Origin of the sequence: Streptomyces sp. NPDC050732, from assembly GCF_040654255.1 — a bacterium.
Taxonomy (GTDB): Bacteria; Actinomycetota; Actinomycetes; order Streptomycetales; family Streptomycetaceae; genus Streptomyces.
This window is the reverse complement of sequence record NZ_JBFAHP010000030.1, coordinates 23,155-40,939: the sequence shown is the minus strand read 5'-3', so window position 1 is coordinate 40,939 and position 17,785 is coordinate 23,155. Positions and strand designations below refer to the sequence as shown.

Genomic DNA, 17,785 nt, shown 5'->3' with positions numbered 1-17,785 from the left:
CGGGGCGCCGTCAGAAGTAGTAGGTGTCCCCGGTGTCGAGGGCCAGCACCGCGTGCTCGTTGTTGCGCGGGTTCAGGTCCGCGACCCCGCCGTCCCACTCCGTACCGATCCGCACGCTCACGGCGTCCGGCTCCCCCACCGCCCGGACCACCATCTCCACCGGCTCCCCCTTGGCCCCCGCGCCCAGCGCGCCCGTACGGCACAGCACCGCACCGGTCCCCGCCTGCTGACACGCCCCGGGCAGCGCCCGCACCTCCGCGACCGGCACCGACCAGCGCACGTGCACGGTGGCGTCGGCAAGGTCCGCAGGCCCATGGTTCTGCGGCACGAACCGCACCCGCACGACGCCTTCCCGCACGGACACGTCACCGTGGACGGCGAGATCGGCCTCACGGTCGACGGGCAGGGCTGCAGCCGTACCCACCCCCGCGCCCCCACCGAGAAGCACGCCCACGGCAGCCACCACGAACGCGACACCGCCGACCCACACACCCGCACGAGGAACCCGCACAGCAACCTCCACTTCCACTCCCCCACTCCCCCCCCCGACGGCCGAAACTTCACACTCCGTCCCGATACATGCCACTCCGCTCCCCCGAGAACACCGCATGCCACCCTGTTGACCATGCTCATCGCCCGCTCCGCCGCCCTCTTCGTCCTCGCCGCGCTGTTCGAGATCGGCGGCGCGTGGCTCGTCTGGCAGGGCGTGCGCGAACACAGGGGCTGGGCCTGGATCGGCGCGGGCGTCATCGCCCTCGGCGTCTACGGCTTCGTGGCCACGCTCCAGCCCGACGCCGAGTTCGGCCGCATCCTCGCCGCGTACGGCGGTGTCTTCGTCGCGGGCTCGATCGCCTGGGGCATGGTCGCCGACGGCTATCGCCCCGACCGGTGGGACGTGACCGGAGCGCTCATCTGCCTCGCGGGCATGGCCGTGATCATGTACGCACCGCGCGCACGCTGACGCCCCCCACACCCCGCGGAACCGCACGCATATCCTGACGAGGACCAGCCCCGCCGTACGCCATACGCCGTACGCCATACCCCTGCCCGAGGAGCGCCCATGACCGCCGCAGCCCACCGCATCGCGATCATCACCGGCGCGAGCAGCGGTATCGGTGCCGCCACCGCCCGCGGCCTCGCCGCCGCCGGCTACCGCGTCGTCCTCACCGCGCGCCGCAAGGACCGCATCGAGGCGCTCGCCGCCGAGCTGAACGACGCCGGGCACGACGCGATGGCGTACGCGCTCGACGTCACCGACCGCGCGGCCGTGGACGAGTTCGCCACCGCCTTCCGCAGGATCGCGGTCCTGGTGAACAACGCGGGCGGCGCGCTGGGCGCGGACCCCGTCGCGAGCAGCGACCCGGCCGACTGGCGCCAGATGTACGAGACGAACGTCATCGGCACGCTCAACGTCACCCAGGCCCTCCTCCCCGCCCTCACCGCGAGCGGCGACGGCACGGTGGTGGTCCTCTCCTCGACCGCCGGGCACGGCACGTACGAGGGAGGCGGCGGTTACGTGGCCGCGAAGCACGCCGAGCACGTCCTCGCCGAGACCCTGCGCCTGGAGATCGTCGGCACCCCGGTACGGGTCGTCGAGGTCGCCCCCGGCATGGTCAAGACGGACGAGTTCGCGCTGACCCGCTTCGGCGGTGACGCCGAGAAGGCCGCGAAGGTCTACGCGGGCGTCGCCGAACCGCTCACCGCCGACGACGTGGCGGACACGATCACCTGGGCGGTGACCCGCCCGCCGCACGTCAACATCGACCTCCTGGTGGTCCGCCCGCGCGCCCAGGCCTCGAACACGAAGGTCCACAGGGAGTCATGACGATGACGCTCCCCGGCGACGACCCCGGCAGGCCCGCCTACTCCGCGGACTCCCCCGATCCGCTAGAACGCCTCACCCACGAACACGAGGCCCGCCACCTCGCCGAGGAGAAGAAGAACGAACGCCTGGTCTGGTGGTACCTGGCGTACTTCCTCTTCGGCATCCACATCGTCGCGTTCGTCATGATCTACGCGGTGACCCACGCGAAGTGAGGTGACGGGCGGGCCCGCCCGGGCTCAGCCCTTCACGCAGACGACCTGCTTCAGCTTCGCCACCACCTGGACGAGGTCCCGCTGCTGGTCGATGACCTGCTCGATCGGCTTGTACGCGCCCGGGATCTCGTCCACGACGCCCGAGTCCTTGCGGCACTCGACGCCCCGCGTCTGCTCCTCCAGGTCCTTCGTCGAGAAGCGGCGCTTCGCCGCGCCCCGGCTCATGCGCCGGCCGGCGCCGTGCGACGCCGAGTTGAAGGACGCCTCGTTGCCGAGGCCCTTCACGATGTACGAGCCGGTGCCCATCGAGCCCGGGATGATCCCGTAGTCACCGCTGCCGGCGCGGATCGCGCCCTTCCTGGTGACCAGCAGGTCCATGCCGTCGTAGCGCTCCTCGCTGACGTAGTTGTGGTGGCAGGAGATCTCCTGCTCGAACGTCGGCTTGGCCTTCTTGAACTCCTTGCGGATCACGTCCTTGAAGAGCGCCATCATGATCGCGCGGTTCTTCTTCGCGTACTCCTGCGCCCAGAACAGGTCGTTGCGGTACGCCGACATCTGCGGGGTGTCCGCGATGAAGACCGCGAGGTCGCGGTCGACCAGGCCCTGGTTGTGCGGGAGCTGCTGGGCCACGCCTATGTGGTGGTCGGCGAGCTCCTTGCCGATGTTCCGGGAGCCGGAGTGCAACATCAGCCAGACCGAACCTGACTCATCGAGACAGAACTCGATGAAGTGGTTGCCTCCGCCGAGCGTTCCCATCTGTTTCGAGGCACGCTCATGGCGGAATTTGACCGTTTCGGCGACTCCGTCGAACCGCCCCCAGAACTCCTCCCACCCAGCCGTGGCCATGCCATGGAAGCCCCCCGGCCCGACGGGGTCGTCGTGCATGGCGCGCCCCACCGGAATCGCCTCCTCGATCTTCGAGCGCAGGCGGGACAGGTCGCCCGGCAGGTCATTGGCGGTGAGCGACGTCCTGACGGCGCTCATCCCGCAGCCGATGTCGACGCCGACCGCCGCCGGGCAGACCGCGCCCTGCATGGCGATCACCGAGCCGACCGTCGCGCCCTTGCCGAAGTGGACGTCCGGCATGACGGCCAGGCCCTTGATCCACGGCAGCGTCGCCACATTCTGGAGCTGGCGCATTGCCGAGTCCTCGACCGTGGCCGGGTCCGTCCACATCCGGATCGGTACCTTCGCCCCCGGCACCTCTATGTACGACATATCGCCCTCATTCCCCCGTAACCGTTCCCAATCAACCTTAATTAAGTACAAGCCTTGAAGCGCAAATACCGGCGCCAAGGTCAACGAAAGGGATGACGGACCGGCGTCCACGGCAGCGCGTGCGATACACATTGTGTCCACCGGCCGCCCACCAGCGGCAACCCAATAACCAGGCGCAGCCAGGTGAGAGGAGCCATCACGGTGCAGCGGAAGGGCAAGGCCTGTGTATCCGGCGTCGCCGCACTCGTCGCGGTGCTGCTGACCGGCTGCACCGGCGGGTCCGGCGGTGCCGGGAGCGACGACTCCAAGCCGGGTGACGGCGGCAGCTCGACCGCCGCCGCCCAGCCCGGCAAGTACCGCACGCTCCCCGAGCCCTGCGGCGAGGTGGACACCGACACCCTCGACGCGATGCTGCCCGGCATCGCGGAGATGGAGGACGCCGAGCAGCGCGAGAAGGCGTACGAGGGCACGCCGACGGGGACGTACGACACCGACCGGCGCGTGGGCTGCCGCTGGAAGGTCGAGTCGTCCGGCGCCTCCCACCACCTCCTGATCGACTTCGAGCGCGTCGTCTCGTACGACGGCACGGTCAGCGACGACGCCCGTGCCGCCGAGGTCTACGCGACGAAGCTGCGCGAGGCGGGCCTCACCCGGCCGCCCGGCTCGTCCTCGGACGACACGGCCCCCACCGCCGACGATTCCGACGCGGGCGACAAGCCCCAGGGCGGTAAGAACGCCCGGCGCGACGACGACAAGGGTGAGAAGGGCGGGAAGGACAACAAGGGCGGAAGGACGGAGAGTCCTGATGCCGGGGGCGCGACCGGCGCCGGGGACGAGTCCTCCACCCCGCCTCCCGGCCTTGAGCCCCGCACCCTCACCGACCTCGGCGACGAGGCGTTCCTCGACGACGCCCTCACCACCTCCGCCTCGGCCTCCCGTCACCGCACCGTGACTGTGGTGTTCCGCACGTCGAACGTCGTCGTCACCATCGAGTACGACGAGCAGCCCGGCCGTCGCACGGATGTCCCCGACAGCAAGGAAATGCAGGACAAGGCGCAGGAACTGGCCGACACGCTGGCCGGGGAGTTCGACGAGTAGCGAAGGGGCGGGGCGGGTGCGGACGGGGGCCCGGCTGCCGTGAAGCGGAGTCGTCCGTCGCCCCATGCGCGTACCGTGGCCCCTCGGACCCGACGACGTCACGAGACGAACTGGACGTCACGAGACGAACAGAGTGAAGGAACCATGCACCGACCTGCACAGCGAAAGCGACAGCTCCGCAGCCGCCTCCTCGTCTGCGCGGCCGCCGTACCGGCGATCCTCGTCGCCGGTTGCTCCTCCGACTCCGGCTCCGACTCCGGATCCGACGGGGCCAAGAAGGACTCGGGCGCCAAGGCCTCGGCCTCGGCCAAGGCCGGCGACAAGGCTCCGACCGTGGAGAAGGCCGCGTATGCCAAGCTTCCCGAGCCCTGCGAGGTCCTGTCGAAGAAGACGCTCGATGAGCTGGTGCCGAAGGCGAAGGACAAGTCCGGCAAGGCGGGCACGTCCAGCGACACGGCGCTGCGCGGCAGCTGCTCCTGGGACAGCCTCGACAACAACGGCGTGGACGGCTCGCAGTTCCGCTGGCTGCGCGTCTCGCTGATGCGTTTCGAGTCGGACCCTTCGCTGGGCAGCGGTGCGAAGCGCGCTCAGGAGAGCTACGCCAAGCAGGTCGCGGACGCCCGGGCGACGAAGGACGCGAAGGGCGTCAAGGCGGAGCCGGTGCAGGGCGTCGGCCAGCAGGCGACGCTCGTGCGGTACGACCTGAAGAAGGACAAGGACACCTTCAAGCAGCAGACGTTCGTGACCCGCGTGGAGAACGCGGTCATCACCGTCGACTTCAACGGCGCGGGCCTCGCGGGCGACAAGTCCCCGGACGCCGGCAAGCTGGGGAAGGACGCGCAGAAGGCGGCCAAGGAGGCCGCGGAGGCGGTCGTGGCCGCCAACGAGGGCGACGGCGGCAAGGGCGGCGGCAAGGCGTCGTCCGACCCGAGCGAGAAGCCGAAGTCCGACGAGCCGAAGTCCGACGACGGCAAGTCCGGTGACGGCAAGGCCGACGACAGCGAGACCACGGCCAAGAAGAAGAGCAGCGGCAAGGCCTGACGAGCAGGCACATGGAAGGAGCCCGGCCCCGTGGGGCCGGGCTTCTGGCGTACCGGCACACGGCCTTCCGCACACGTGTGCCAGGCTGTCGCTCGCAAACAAGCCGACACAGGCCTTGAAACAGGGACTTGAACAGGGAGGGGTTCGCGGGTGGCCGCGATGCAGCTGACACGCACGCACCGGATACTCATCGGGGTGGTCGTCGCCGGAGCGGTCGTCATCGCCGGGATCGGCTTCGCCGGGTCGTACGCGGCGGTGCGCGAGCTCGCCGAGAAGAAGGGCTTCGGCGACTTCTCGGCGGTCTTCCCCATCGGCATCGACGCGGGCATCTGTGTTCTGCTCGCCCTCGACCTCCTGCTGACCTGGCTGCGCATCCCCTTCCCGCTGCTGCGGCAGACGGCGTGGCTGCTCACGGCGGGCACGATCCTCTTCAACGCCGCCTCCAGCTGGGGCGATCCGCTCGGTGTCGCCATGCACGCGGTGATCCCTGTGCTGTTCGTGGTCGCCGTCGAGGCGGCGCGGCACGCGGTGGGCCGGATCGCGGACATCACCGCCGACAAGCACATGGAGGGCGTGCGCCTGACCCGCTGGCTGCTCTCCCCGGTGCCCACCTTCAAGCTGTGGCGCCGGATGAAGCTGTGGGAGCTGCGCTCGTACGAGCAGGTCATCAAGCTGGAACAGGAGCGTCTCGTCTACCAGGCGCGGCTGCAGGCGCGGTTCGGCCGTTCCTGGCGCCGCAAGGCGCCGGTCGAGTCGCTGATGCCGCTGCGTCTCGCGCGCTACGGCGTTCCTCTCGCGGAGACCGCTCCGGCGGGGCTCGCGGCGGCGGGCATCGAGCCGGTGCTGCTGCCGCCCGCCCCCGCGACGGCGGGGTCCTCCGCGGTCTCGACGGTGAAGTCCGTCGGCGAGTCGCAGCAGCCGCATCAGCCTCAGCTGGCCGCCGCGCCCGCAGGGGCCGAGGAGGCGGCGGAGGCTGCCGAGGCCGTCGAGCCCGAGGCCGGCCAGGACCCCGAGCCCCAGTACCCGCAGGAGACGCTCCCGGTGGCCAACCATGCGAGCCCCTGGTTCGCGGCGCACAACGCGTCGTACGCGCCCGTGGCTCCGTACGACGAGTGGTACGCCGAGCAGGAGCGGCAGCACGAGCAGCAGGGGCAGCAGGTGGCCGATGAAGGCGGGGAGCACGGCCCGGAGTTCCCCGTGCCGAACGGCGCGGGCGGCACGCGTCCGCTCGGCGACGGCATCCCGCAGCAGGAGGCCGGCCCCGCACCGGGCCCTGCCCCCGCTCCCGCCCCCTCCGACGAGGAGCTGTACCAGGTGTTCCGTCACTCGATAGAGGGTGAGGGCATGCCGACTCCGGGCGCGTTCGCGGCGAACGCGGAGGCGGCCTTCGGTCTGCGTCTCCAGTCGCGCGAGCTGAACAACTACATGGACCGCTTCTCGGCCCGCCTGGAGAACGAGTTCGTGGAAGACCACATCGCGTAGAACCCGCATGGCGTGTACGGGTGCCGTGAAGTTTTGACGAAGGGTCGATTCTCGACCAACGGTCACCCATAATTTCCCCATGCGGACATCCCAGAGGAAGACACGAGAAGTAGCAGAGCGTGACCAGGCGCTCGTGCGCCTGGCGCTGGACATGATCAGCAGGGACGGCTTCCACAACCTGACCCTGGGGAAGCTCGCCCAGGAGGCGGGTTACTCGAAGGGCACGGTCTACAACCACTTCGCGTGCCGCGAGGACCTGCTCATCGAGCTGTCCGCCGAGAGCGCACGCCGCCAGCTGCGCTATTTCCAGGCCATCGCGGATCTGCCGTGGAGCGGCGTCCGGGCGCTCTACGGCATGGCGTTCGCGTATCTGCACCACGCGGTGGTGGCCCCCGTGCTGTTCGAGTGCAGCATCACCGCGCGCACGGACGCGGTCTGCCGGACGGCTTCCGAGGACCGGATGACCCGGCGTGACCTGGTCGAATCGCAGATGGCGCAGGTGGTCGGCTTCGCCGTGCAGCGCACGGTGACGGACGGGGCGTACAGCAATCCCGACGTGCCGACCGGCGTGGCGGTGGACGCCCTGCGCGCCTACATCCTCGGCTACGCGGCGATGCATCTGCTCTCCCGCCGCTTCCTGTGGGCCGAGGAGGAGCACCTGGACGGCCGGCTCGCCGTCATGGCGTCGATGATGGGCGGCCTCGGCTGGCCGAAGCTGGACAAGGCGGAGCTGACGGAGATCCACAAGGTCGTCGTCGACATCGTCGGCGACATCACCCGCGACTACGAGACCGACCGGTAACCACCAAGCGCTGACCATCTCTTTGCCGACTCATTAAATGAACTGGGCGTCAAAAAACGACCAGTAGTCAATAATTGAGTCGTGCTCAGCCGCCGGGCTGAGCAGATGCGAATGGAGGGGCTATGCGCATCAACATCGCCCGCCGCGGCAGTGAGCTGTGGCAGGCGTGCACCGATCTCGCGAAGGATCGTTACGCGCGCGACTACCAGGCGCGGATCGAGCCGTCGCCGGACTGCTACATCGCTCTGTGTGCGGACCCGGAGAGCGCCGGGGACCCGGAGAGTGACAAGGGCCCGGTCCCGCTGGCGTGTGCGGGCCTGACCTACGGGGGCACCAAGGACCTGCTGATCGAGAGTTACCTCGGCGGTCCGGTGACGGACCTGCTCGCCGAGCGTTCGGGCGAGAAGTGCCGGCCCGCCGACCTGATAGAGGTGGGCCCGCTCGCCTCGCGCGAGGCGGGGGCCGGCCGTGAGCTGATCCGGATGGTGCCGGCACTGGTCTGGTGCAACGGCGCCTCGTACCTGCTGTGCACCGTCACCGCGCCGCTCGCGCGGATGCTGGCTCGTATCGGCATCCGGTTCACCGGTGTGGCCGAGGCCCGCGAGGACTCCCTCCCGCCGGAGCAGCGGGGGAACTGGGGGACGTACTACGACACCGCTCCGGTCGCCGGCTATGTGGACCTGCGTGCCTTCGACGCGGGCCTCGGCCGGCAGGCGGGCGCGGGCTACCACCTCGCCGTCACCTGGGGGCAGGAGAGCGCGCTGGCCGGGGCCGGGCAGGGGGTGGACGCCCGATGAAGGCCGTGCGGGACAGTCTGCTGGCCGCCGGGCACCGCGACCGCGTCCTGGTCGAGCGGCTCGCCGCGGACGGTTCGACCGCCGAGACGTACACCTACGACCGACTCGCCCACTGGGCGGCGGCACTCCACCGCTGCCTCGCCGAGCACCCCTGCCTCACCGAGCAGCACCGCCTCGCCGATGACCGCTCCCCGGCCGAGCCGGGCGGCCCGTACGCCACCCCGGCCGGCACCCGGATCGGTCTCGTCGCGGGCAACGGGCCGGAGTGGGTCGCCGCCGACCTGGCGCTCCTGCTGGGCGGCCTGGTGGAGGTGCCGGTGCCGCTGGCGTTCTCCGCCGGGCAGGCCGCGTCGCTGCTGCGCGAGGTCCGCCTGTGCCTGGCCGACGAGGCCGGGGCGCGCAAGCTCCACGAGTGGGGCCTCGCCGAAGGGCTCACGATCATCCCGATCGGCGAGCACCAGGGGCGGGCCGACACCGACCCCCGGCTCCTGCCCGCGCCCTCCGACGAGCGCATCATCAAGATCATTCATACGTCGGGGACCACCGGGACGCCCAAGGGCGTCAAGATCCGGGCCGGGGCCCTCGGCGCCCTGCTGGAGTCGCTGCACTCCGTGTCCCCGCCCGGCGTGTACGCGCGCTATCTGTCGCTCGTGCCGTTCAGCCTGCTGATCGAACAGGTCACCGCGGTGTACCTGCCGCTTCTCAGCGGCGGCCGGATGATCCTGCTGCCGGACTCGGCCGCGCTCCTCGGCACCGCCGGGTCCCGCGCCGACGACGTCGTGACGTGGATGCGGGCGGCACGCCCGACCGCCGCGGTGCTGCCGCCGGCCGCGGTGAGCGCCCTCGACAAGGCCGTGCGCGGACAGGGCGCGGACGCCGACGCGCTGCTCGGGGCGGGACAGCGGCCGTTCCTCATGGCGGGGGGCGCGCCCGTCGACGTGGAGGCGCAACTGCGCCTGGACGCGGCGGGGTTGCGGGTGCACGAGGGGTACGGCCTCTCGGAGAACAGCTCGGTGGTGTCCTGGAACACGCCCGAGCACTGGCGGCCGGGCACGGTGGGCCGGCCGCTGCCGCACTGCCGGGTGAAGCTCTCGGCGGAGGGGGAGCTTCTGGTCACGTCGACGTCGCTGTTCGCGGGGTACACCGTGGAGGACCCGACCAGCCGTCCCGTGGACGCGGAGGGCTGGCTGCACACGGGCGACCGGGCCGAGATCGACGAGGACGGCTACATCCGGATCCTCGGCCGGCTGAAGAACGTCATCATCACCAGCCACGGCAGAAACGTTTCTCCGGAGTGGGTCGAGGGGAACCTGCGCAGCTGCTCCGCCGTCGTCGACGCCGTCGTGTTCGGCGAGGGCATGGAGCATCTGGCCGCGGTCCTCGTCACGCCCGACGACGTGGCGGCGGAGACGGCGCGGGAGCAGGCCCGGGCATACGCGGAGGCGCACCTCGCCGAGACCGACCGGCCCGAGACGTTCGTCGTCGTGCCGGACGACCGCGCCTTCCGCGACACGTACTTCACCGTCACCGGCCGCCCGCGGCGGCAGCTCATCTTCGACGACTTCGTGGCGGGCACCGCTCCCGCCCTCCGCGGCTGAGCACATCTCAGCCGAACACAGCGCGACCGAGCGCACAGCAACTGATCAACAGGGGGATCACTTTCCATGGCAACACTCACCCGCAACACCCTTCGCCTGACCTCCATCGGTGACGGCGACGGCATGATGATCAATCCGGCCGACCGCACGGCCGGTTTCGCCGAGCTGTACGAGGCCGGCCTCGACCAGCTCCTCGCCGACGCGGGCCACCTCCTCATCCGCGGCTTCGACCCGGGTGTCGAGGAGTTCAACGAACTCGTGCGGCGCTACAGCTCCCGTACGACGCTCGACCCCGCACGCACCTTCCACGGCGACGCCGCGCAGAAGGTCGACTCCGGGCACGACCCGATCGGCCTGCACCTGGAGAACGGGGCGACGCCGTTCGCCCCCGACCTGCTCTGGTTCCACTGCGTCAAGGCGGCCAGGTCCGGCTCGGAGACGACCGTCTGTGACGGGTTCCGGGTCTGGGACGCCCTCTCCGAGCGGTCGCGCGAGCTGTTCACCGCCCAGCCGGTGAAGTACACGCGCAACGTGCCCAAGGAGATGTGGCAGCGGCTCGCCGCGCACCTCGCGGGCGGCGGACTGCACCCCGCCCAGATGGAGGTCTCCAGCCTCTACGCGCTGGCGAACGACGGCGCGGACGCGACCTTCACCGAGGAGGCGGACGGCAGCCTGACCTACACGTACACGGTGTACGTCGCCCACCCCACCCGCTGGTCGACCCGCACCGCGTGGGCCAACAGCCTGCTCGGCCCCTCCTTCAACTACGAGGCCCCCGAGATCCGCTTCGCCGACGGCTCCCCGATCCCCGACGCCGTGATCGCCGAGTACTCCGAGGTCACCGAGGCCGTCACCGAGGAGATCGCCTGGCAGGACGGCGACATCGTCCTCATTGACAACTCCCGTGTCATGCACGGCCGCAGGGCCATCACGGACCCCGACCGCACCATCCTCAACGCCCAAAGCTACGCCAGGAGCTGACCATGAAGTACGGCATCGTCATCCGCTACGAATTCGACGCGTCGTGGCTGCGGCTCGGCAGGGACGAGCGCAACGCGAAGGAAGAGGTCTTCCAGAAGGAGATCGTCGGACCCTTCGCCGACAAGCTGTCCGTGCGGCACTTCGACGCCGAGGCGTTCTCCACCGACTACTCGGACTTCCTGTTCGTGGAGACCGACGACCTCACGTCCTACTACTACTTCATCGAGAAGCTCCGCGACAGCGACTTCATCGCCCACGGCTGGGTGCGCCTGCGCGACATCTCCATCGGCATCCAGGACGGCTACAAGGAGTACGAGAATGACAACGCCTGACCAGTTCGACGCCATCGCGGACGCCGTCCGTGCCGAGCTGGCCTCGGTGACCCGGCTCGCCCACATCAACACGTTCCACCCGGGCGCCTTCGACTGGGCGGAGGCGCGCACCCCCGAGGAGCTGGCGTACGTCTCCACCGTCGCGTACGGCGAGCCGGGCCACGAGGAGCAGGCCGTCGCCTACCTCACCAAGGAACTCGCCCAGCTCGCCGAGATCGAACGGCACGTGAGCACCGTCATGGCCATGGTCATGGGCGAGCTGCACGACCTGCGGGACGCGGTCAACGTCGGCCACGAGCTGCACCACGCCCTGTCGTGCTTCGCGGCCGAGGAGATCCAGCACGCGAACACCTTCTACCGGTACGTGCGGGCGCTCTCCGGCAGTGAACCGCGCGTCGACAAGGCCCTGTTCGACGAGCGCCTCGACGTCTTCCGCACCGACGACCACCCGTACGTGAAGCTGGTCGCCCTGTGCTGCTCGGCGTACGTCGGCGAGTCCGTCATCACCGTCTTCGAGCACCGCGCCGACGCCCTGGACCCCGGACGCGAAAGGTTCTTCACCCGGCTCCTGCACACCCACGGCCTGGACGAGGCCCGGCACGTGAAGATCGACCACGTCGCCATGAAGCTGATCTACCCCGCGCTGACCGGACCGCAGCAGGCCCGAGTACGCGAACTCCTCGACCAGATCGAGGGGTTGAACCGGAAGCTCGCCGACTCCTTCCAGGAGGCCACCGAGCGGATCCTCGGCGTCGACTTCGTGACGGGCAACCCGGCCGCCGCCGTGCAGCTGGAGATGACCAAGGCGTTCGGCGGCAAGGTCTTCGCGTCCGACGGGACGCTGCACACCGTCGACGAGATCCTCGACGACGAACTCTGCGACATGATCACCGCGTTCTCCGGCACCGCGCGCGTCCACGCGGCGGGCATCGGGCCGCTGACCGCGCCGGTCCCGCCGCTCGTCGGGGCTCCCCAGTGACCTCGTCGACGGTGGGCACGGACGCCGCGCCGCAGACCCGGGCGGCGGACCGCTCCGCCGCCACGGGCCGCGTCGCGGTGGCGGCGGCCGTGCTCGCCCTGCTGCTCGCGGCCATGGACGCCACCGTGATGGGCACGGTGCTGCCCAGCGTCCTCGCGGACGTCGGCGGCGGCTCGGGCGGCGGCTACGCCTGGCTGGTGTCCGGGTTCATGCTGGCCCAGGTCGCGGGCACGCCGCTCGCGGGCTGGGTCTCCGACCGGCTCGACGACCGGGTGCTCGCCATCGGCGCGACCGTGGTCTTCCTCGCCGCGTCCGTCGTCGCGGGGCTCGCCGACTCCTTCGGGGTGCTGGTCGCGGCGCGCGTCCTGCACGGTCTGACCGCCGGGGCGATCGTCGTGTCGAGCTACGTCATCGTCGGCCGGGTCTTCGGGCCTGAGCGGCGCGCCAAGGCGCAGTCCATGCTGAGCATGGTCTGGGGGGTGGCCGCGGTGCTCGGGCCCGTCGTCGGCGCGAGCCTCACCGGGGCGTGGGGGTGGCGCTGGGTGTTCCTCGTCAACGTGCCGCTGTGTGTGCTGGTCGTCGTCGCGATCGCCGTCGCGCTGCCGCGGCGGGCCGGGGAGGGCGCGGCCGGGGAGGGCCCGGCTGCCCGCAAGGGCTTCCCGGTCGGGGAGTACGCCCTGGTCACGGGCGGTTCGGCGCTGTTCCTCTGCGGTCTGCAGGGCGGCTCGCTCGGCATCGGGACCGCCGGCGGTGCGGCCGCGGTGGTCGTGGGCCTGGTGGCCCTGGCGCTGGTGCGCCGCTTCGGCGGCAGCCTCGTACCGCGGCAGATGTTCGCCCGGACGCCGTCGGCGGGGGCGGCGCTCGCCACCGTCGGCGCGTGCGTGGTCATGTACGCCACGGTGACCGTGCTGCCCGTCCGGCTCGCCGAACGCGGCATGTCCACCGCCGGGGTCGCCGTCGTCGTGGGCCTCTCGGCGCTCGGCTGGGTGGCCGGGAGCGCCGTGACGGGCGGGCTGATCGCCGAGCGCGGCTACCGCCCTTCGATGGTCGCGGGCGCGCTCGCCCTCCTCGGCAGCGCCGCCCTCAGCGCCACCGGTCAACTCCCCTGGCTGGCGGGCCTGTTGGCGGGCCTCGGCACGGGCGCGGTCACGGCGGCGACGCTCGCCCTGATCCAGGACCAGTCGCCGCCCGCGCAGCTCGGGGTGGCGACCTCGGCGGCGACGATGCTGCGCAACATCGGCTCGGCGGCGGGGGTCAACGGCATCGCCGCCCTGTCCGCGGCGGTCGCCACGTCGTCGTCGCACGACGGCGACCGGGCGTTCTGGGTCCTGGCGGCAGTGGCCGCTCTGACCGTCCTGCTGCCGGCCCTGTCCGCGCCCCGTCGGCGCACGACCACGGCCTGAGCCGTCAGGCGCGAGCCTTGTGCCGCTGCTTCGACGTCTCGCCGTAGAGGGCGAGGCCCGCGCCGACCACGAAGAGCACGGCGTACAGCGGTGTGGGCACGTCCCACCACTTGTGCAGCATGCCCCAGGGGCCGTCGCCGAACATCCGTCCGGCGACGCCCAGGCCGCCCTGAATTCCCACGACCCAGCCGACGATGGCGATGATTTCTCTCATGCGTCCAGGATCGGCGACGGTTTCGGGGCGCACGTCCTGCCTCCGGCCGAATCCGCGGTAGTCCTAAGGATGCACCGAAAGACGCACCGCGGATTCGGCCGACGTGTCGGCTAGGCGGCCAGCAGCTTGCGCACGCGGTCCGCGCCGACCGCGAGGAGCAGCGTGGGCAGGCGCGGGCCGGTCTCCCGAGTGACGAGGAGGCGGTACAGCAGCGCGAAGAACGAGCGCTGCGCCACCTTGATCTCCGGCGGGAGCTCCTTCGCCGTCGCGTCCGCCGAGAAGCCCGCCTGCACCTTCGGCACGCCGTAGACGAGGTGGGTGAGGCCGTCCAGGGACCAGTGCGAGTCCAGGCCCTCCAGGAGGAGGCGAAGCGATTCGCGGCCCGCGTCGTCCAGCGAGCCGAGCAGCTCGGTGTCCGGCTCGGAGCGGACGATGGTGCGGGCCTCGGCCGGGACCTGGGTGGTGATCCAGTTCTCGGCGCGGTCCAGGCGCGGCCTGGTCTCGTCGAGGGACGTGATCGGGTCGGACGGGTCGAGGTCGCGCAGGATCCGCAGGGTCTGGTCCTCGGCGCCCGCGGTGATGTCGGCGACGGAGGCCAGCGTGCGGTACGGCAGCGGGCGCGGGGTGCGCGGCAGCTCACCGGCGGCGGTGCGGACCGCGCGGGAGTGCGCGGCGGCGTCGGCGGGCAGCGCCGAGCCGTCGGCGACCTTCGCCTCCAGCTTGTCCCACTCGTCGTAGAGCCGCTGGATCTCCTGGTCGAAGGCGATCTTGAAGGACTGGTTGGGCTTGCGGCGGGCGTACAGCCAGCGCAGCAGCGGCGCCTCCATGATCTTCAGGGCGTCGGCCGGGGTCGGCACGCCGCCCTTGGAGGACGACATCTTCGCCATGCCGGAGATGCCGACGAAGGCGTACATGGGGCCGATGGGCTGGACGCCGTCGAAGATCTGCCGGACGATCTGGCCGCCTACGACGAAGGACGAGCCGGGCGAGGAGTGGTCCACGCCGGACGGCTCGAAGATCACGCCCTCGTACGCCCAGCGCATGGGCCAGTCGACCTTCCAGACCAGCTTGCCGCGGTTGAACTCGCTGAGCAGGACGGTCTCGCCGAAGCCGCACGCCGTGCAGGTGTAGACGAGCTCGGTGGTCTCGTCGTCGTACGAGACGACGGTGGTCAGGTCCTTCTCGCACTGGCCGCAGTACGGCTTGTACGGGTAGTACCCGCCGCTGCCGCCGCTGCCGTCGTCCTCGGAAGCCGCGCCGGAGCCCTCGGCGGCCTCCAGCTCGGCCTCGTCGACGGGCTTCTGCTGCTGCTTGCCCTTGCCCGCCTTGGCGGGGTCCTTCTTCGTGCGGTACTGGTCGAGGATCGCGTCGATGTCGGCGCGGTGCTTCATCGCGTGCAGGATCTGCTCGCGGTAGGCACCCGACGTGTACTGCTCGGTCTGGCTGATCGGGTCGTACTCGACGCCGAGCTCGGTGAGCGCCTCGGCCATGGCGGCCTTGAAGTGCTCGGCCCAGTTCGGGTACGCGGAACCGGCCGGGGCGGGCACGGAGGTCAGCGGCTTGCCGATGTGCTCGGCCCAGGACTCGTCGATGCCGGGGACGCCGGCCGGGACCTTCCGGTACCGGTCGTAGTCGTCCCAGGAGATCAGGTGGCGGACCTGGTACCCGCGGCGGCGGATCTCGTCGGCGACCAGGTGCGGGGTCATGACCTCGCGGAGGTTGCCCAGGTGGATGGGGCCGGAGGGGGAGAGTCCGGAGGCGACGACGACCACCGGCGCGGCGGTGCCATCGTGTTTCGCGCCCGGGGCACGACGCTCCGACTCGGCGATGACCTCGTCCGCGTAGCGGGAGACCCAGTCGGTGGTATCGGTGCTCTGAGCCACGATCGGCACGCCTTTCTTCTTCTACGTGAGTACCGCTTGTCGGAGCCATTCTCCCAGGTCGCCCCGTAACCGCGAAAACCGCTTTTCACCGCGTGGGATACTCGGTTTTCGTAGCTTCAGCACACCCAGGCACCCGAGCAGAACGGCACCCATTCATGGCCTCGGTCACGTCCCTCACCGCCTCCGTCCACCAGCGCCTCGCGGACGCCCTCTCGGCTGCCCTGCCGGAGGCCGGCGCCGCGGATCCGCTGCTGCGACGTAGCGACCGGGCGGACTTCCAGGCCAACGGCATCCTGGCGCTCGCGAAGAAGGCCAAGGCGAACCCGCGCGAGCTGGCCACCCAGGTCGTCGAGAAGATCACCCGCGGCGACCTGCTGGCCGACGTCGAGGTGTCGGGCCCCGGCTTCCTGAACGTGACGGTCACCGACAAGGCGATCGTCGAGACGCTCGCGGCCCGCGCGGCCGACGGCGACCGGCTCGGCGTGCCGCTGAACCCGCACGCGGGCACGACGGTGATCGACTACGCCCAGCCGAACGTGGCGAAGGAGATGCACGTCGGCCACCTGCGGTCGGCCGTCATCGGTGACGCCCTGCGCCACATGCTGGACTTCACGGGCGAGAAGACGATCGGCCGCCACCACATCGGCGACTGGGGCACCCAGTTCGGCATGCTCATCCAGTACCTGATCGAGAACCCGGGCGAGCTGGCCCCGGCCGACGAGGTCGACGGCGAGCAGGCCATGTCGAACCTGAACCGGATCTACAAGGCGTCGCGCGCGGTCTTCGACGCGGACGAGGCGTTCAAGGAGCGGGCCCGCAAGCGGGTCGTGGCGCTCCAGTCCGGGGACAAGGAGACCCTCGGCCTGTGGCAGCGGTTCGTCGACGAGTCGAAGGTCTACTTCTACTCGGTCTTCGAGAAGCTGGACATGGAGGTCCGCGACGAGGAGATTGTCGGCGAGTCCGCGTACAACGACATGATGGCCGAGACGGCGCGGCTCCTGGAGGAGTCGGGTGTCGCGGTCCGCTCGGAGGGCGCGCTCGTCGTGTTCTTCGACGACATCAAGGGCAAGGACGACCAGCCGGTCCCGCTGATCGTGCAGAAGGCGGACGGCGGCTTCGGCTACGCGGCCTCCGACCTCTCGGCGATCCGCGACCGCGTCGTCGGCCTGCACGCCACGACGCTGCTGTACGTGGTGGACGTGCGCCAGTCGCTGCACTTCAAGATGGTCTTCGAGGCGGCCCGCCGGATGGGCTGGCTGAACGACGACGTCACCGCGCACAACATGGGCTACGGCACGGTGCTCGGCGCGGACGGCAAGCCGTTCAAGACGCGTGAGGGCGAGACGGTGCGCCTGGAGGACCTCCTCGACGAGGCGGTGCAGCGCGCCGCCGAGGTCGTGCGGGAGAAGGCGCGGGACCTCACCGAGGAAGAGATCCAGGAGCGGGCGTTCCAGGTCGGCATCGGCGCCGTGAAGTACGCGGACCTGTCGACGTCGGCGAACCGCGACTACAAGTTCGACCTCGACCAGATGGTGTCCCTGAACGGCGACACGTCCGTCTACCTCCAGTACGCGTACGCGCGCATCCAGTCGATCCTGCGCAAGGCGGGCGCGGAGACGGGCCCCGTGGCGCACCCCGAGCTCGAACTCGCCCCGGCGGAGCGGGCGTTGGGCCTCCACCTGGACGCGTTCGGCGACACGGTCGCGGACGCCGCCGCGGAGTACGCGCCGCACAAGCTGGCCGCGTACCTCTACCAGCTGGCGTCGCTGTACACGTCGTTCTACGACAAGTGCCCCGTCCTGAAGGCGGACTCCCCGGCGCAGGTCGAGAACCGTCTGTTCCTGTGCGACATCACGGCGCGGACGCTGCACCAGGGCATGGCGCTGCTCGGCATCAGGACGCCCGAGCGCCTCTGAGCCC

18 protein-coding genes are annotated in these 17,785 nt (G+C 70.7%); 14 read left to right on the top strand and 4 right to left on the bottom strand.

Features of this window, described 5'->3' with window-relative positions:
- Positions 1-10 precede the first annotated feature (10 nt).
- Positions 11-511, bottom strand: coding sequence for a hypothetical protein (locus AB0H82_RS25565; RefSeq protein ID WP_362996518.1), 501 nt, complete (start codon positions 509-511; stop codon positions 11-13).
- A gap of 114 nt (positions 512-625) precedes the next feature.
- On the opposite strand from AB0H82_RS25565, the gene AB0H82_RS25560 reads away from it, so the two are divergent.
- From AB0H82_RS25560 to AB0H82_RS25550, 3 genes are all read left to right on the top strand, one after another.
- Positions 626-961: a YnfA family protein gene (locus AB0H82_RS25560; RefSeq protein ID WP_362996516.1), complete on the top strand. Its 336-nt coding sequence runs from the start codon at positions 626-628 to the stop codon at positions 959-961.
- A 99-nt stretch (positions 962-1,060) separates the two neighbouring features.
- Positions 1,061-1,825 (top strand): SDR family NAD(P)-dependent oxidoreductase, encoded by a 765-nt coding sequence (locus tag AB0H82_RS25555; protein ID WP_362996514.1) that lies wholly within the window; start codon positions 1,061-1,063, stop codon positions 1,823-1,825.
- Entirely contained in the window at positions 1,822-2,037 is a 216-nt protein-coding gene (locus tag AB0H82_RS25550) for a hypothetical protein (RefSeq protein WP_362996512.1), read from the top strand. The genes AB0H82_RS25555 and AB0H82_RS25550 overlap by 4 nt, the downstream gene beginning before the upstream one ends.
- Positions 2,038-2,061: 24 nt before the next feature.
- On the opposite strand, the gene AB0H82_RS25545 is transcribed toward AB0H82_RS25550, so the two are convergent.
- Positions 2,062-3,255 carry an RtcB family protein gene (locus AB0H82_RS25545; RefSeq protein WP_362996510.1) on the bottom strand — a complete coding sequence of 398 codons (1,194 nt, stop codon included), beginning with the start codon at positions 3,253-3,255 and terminating at the stop codon, positions 2,062-2,064.
- 201 nt (positions 3,256-3,456) lie between these two features.
- Here AB0H82_RS25545 and AB0H82_RS25540 point away from each other — a divergent pair, with 201 nt between their 5' ends.
- The 10 genes from AB0H82_RS25540 (at position 3,457) to AB0H82_RS25495 (ending at position 13,768) form a co-directional block, all read left to right on the top strand.
- Positions 3,457-4,353: a DUF3558 domain-containing protein gene (locus tag AB0H82_RS25540; protein ID WP_362996508.1), complete on the top strand. Its 897-nt coding sequence runs from the start codon at positions 3,457-3,459 to the stop codon at positions 4,351-4,353.
- Between the two features lie 144 nt (positions 4,354-4,497).
- The gene (locus AB0H82_RS25535) at positions 4,498-5,394 is read left to right on the top strand and encodes a DUF3558 family protein (RefSeq protein WP_362996506.1); all 897 of its coding nucleotides are present in this window, start codon (positions 4,498-4,500) and stop codon (positions 5,392-5,394) included.
- Between the two features lie 159 nt (positions 5,395-5,553).
- Entirely contained in the window at positions 5,554-6,876 is a 1,323-nt protein-coding gene (locus tag AB0H82_RS25530) for a DUF2637 domain-containing protein (protein ID WP_362996505.1), read from the top strand.
- Positions 6,877-6,955: 79 nt separating this feature from the next.
- Positions 6,956-7,678 carry a TetR/AcrR family transcriptional regulator gene (locus tag AB0H82_RS25525; RefSeq protein ID WP_362996503.1) on the top strand — a complete coding sequence of 241 codons (723 nt, stop codon included), beginning with the start codon at positions 6,956-6,958 and terminating at the stop codon, positions 7,676-7,678.
- 122 nt (positions 7,679-7,800) lie between these two features.
- Positions 7,801-8,475, top strand: coding sequence for a thermostable hemolysin (locus tag AB0H82_RS25520; RefSeq protein ID WP_362996501.1), 675 nt, complete (start codon positions 7,801-7,803; stop codon positions 8,473-8,475).
- Positions 8,472-10,073, top strand: coding sequence for an AMP-binding protein (locus tag AB0H82_RS25515; protein ID WP_362996499.1), 1,602 nt, complete (start codon positions 8,472-8,474; stop codon positions 10,071-10,073). The genes AB0H82_RS25520 and AB0H82_RS25515 overlap by 4 nt, the downstream gene beginning before the upstream one ends.
- 66 nt (positions 10,074-10,139) lie before the next feature.
- Positions 10,140-11,054 carry a TauD/TfdA family dioxygenase gene (locus tag AB0H82_RS25510; protein WP_362996498.1) on the top strand — a complete coding sequence of 305 codons (915 nt, stop codon included), beginning with the start codon at positions 10,140-10,142 and terminating at the stop codon, positions 11,052-11,054.
- 2 nt (positions 11,055-11,056) lie between these two features.
- Positions 11,057-11,386 carry a darcynin family protein gene (locus AB0H82_RS25505; RefSeq protein WP_362996496.1) on the top strand — a complete coding sequence of 110 codons (330 nt, stop codon included), beginning with the start codon at positions 11,057-11,059 and terminating at the stop codon, positions 11,384-11,386.
- Positions 11,373-12,365 (top strand): hypothetical protein, encoded by a 993-nt coding sequence (locus AB0H82_RS25500; protein ID WP_362996494.1) that lies wholly within the window; start codon positions 11,373-11,375, stop codon positions 12,363-12,365. Before AB0H82_RS25505 ends, AB0H82_RS25500 begins: the two co-directional genes overlap by 14 nt.
- Entirely contained in the window at positions 12,362-13,768 is a 1,407-nt protein-coding gene (locus AB0H82_RS25495) for an MFS transporter (RefSeq protein WP_362996492.1), read from the top strand. The genes AB0H82_RS25500 and AB0H82_RS25495 overlap by 4 nt, the downstream gene beginning before the upstream one ends.
- Before the next feature lie 4 nt (positions 13,769-13,772).
- Here the strand turns inward: AB0H82_RS25495 and AB0H82_RS25490 are convergent, their stop codons facing one another.
- Together AB0H82_RS25490 and lysS are read right to left on the bottom strand one after the other, a co-directional pair.
- A complete protein-coding gene (locus tag AB0H82_RS25490; RefSeq protein WP_362996490.1) occupies positions 13,773-13,982 on the bottom strand; it encodes a hypothetical protein in 210 nt (69 codons plus the stop codon).
- A gap of 110 nt (positions 13,983-14,092) precedes the next feature.
- Positions 14,093-15,874, bottom strand: coding sequence for a lysine--tRNA ligase (lysS, locus tag AB0H82_RS25485; protein WP_362996488.1), 1,782 nt, complete (start codon positions 15,872-15,874; stop codon positions 14,093-14,095).
- Positions 15,875-16,020: 146 nt separating this feature from the next.
- Here lysS and argS point away from each other — a divergent pair, with 146 nt between their 5' ends.
- Positions 16,021-17,781, top strand: coding sequence for an arginine--tRNA ligase (gene argS / locus AB0H82_RS25480; RefSeq protein WP_362996486.1), 1,761 nt, complete (start codon positions 16,021-16,023; stop codon positions 17,779-17,781).
- The last annotated feature ends 4 nt before the right edge of the window (positions 17,782-17,785 follow it).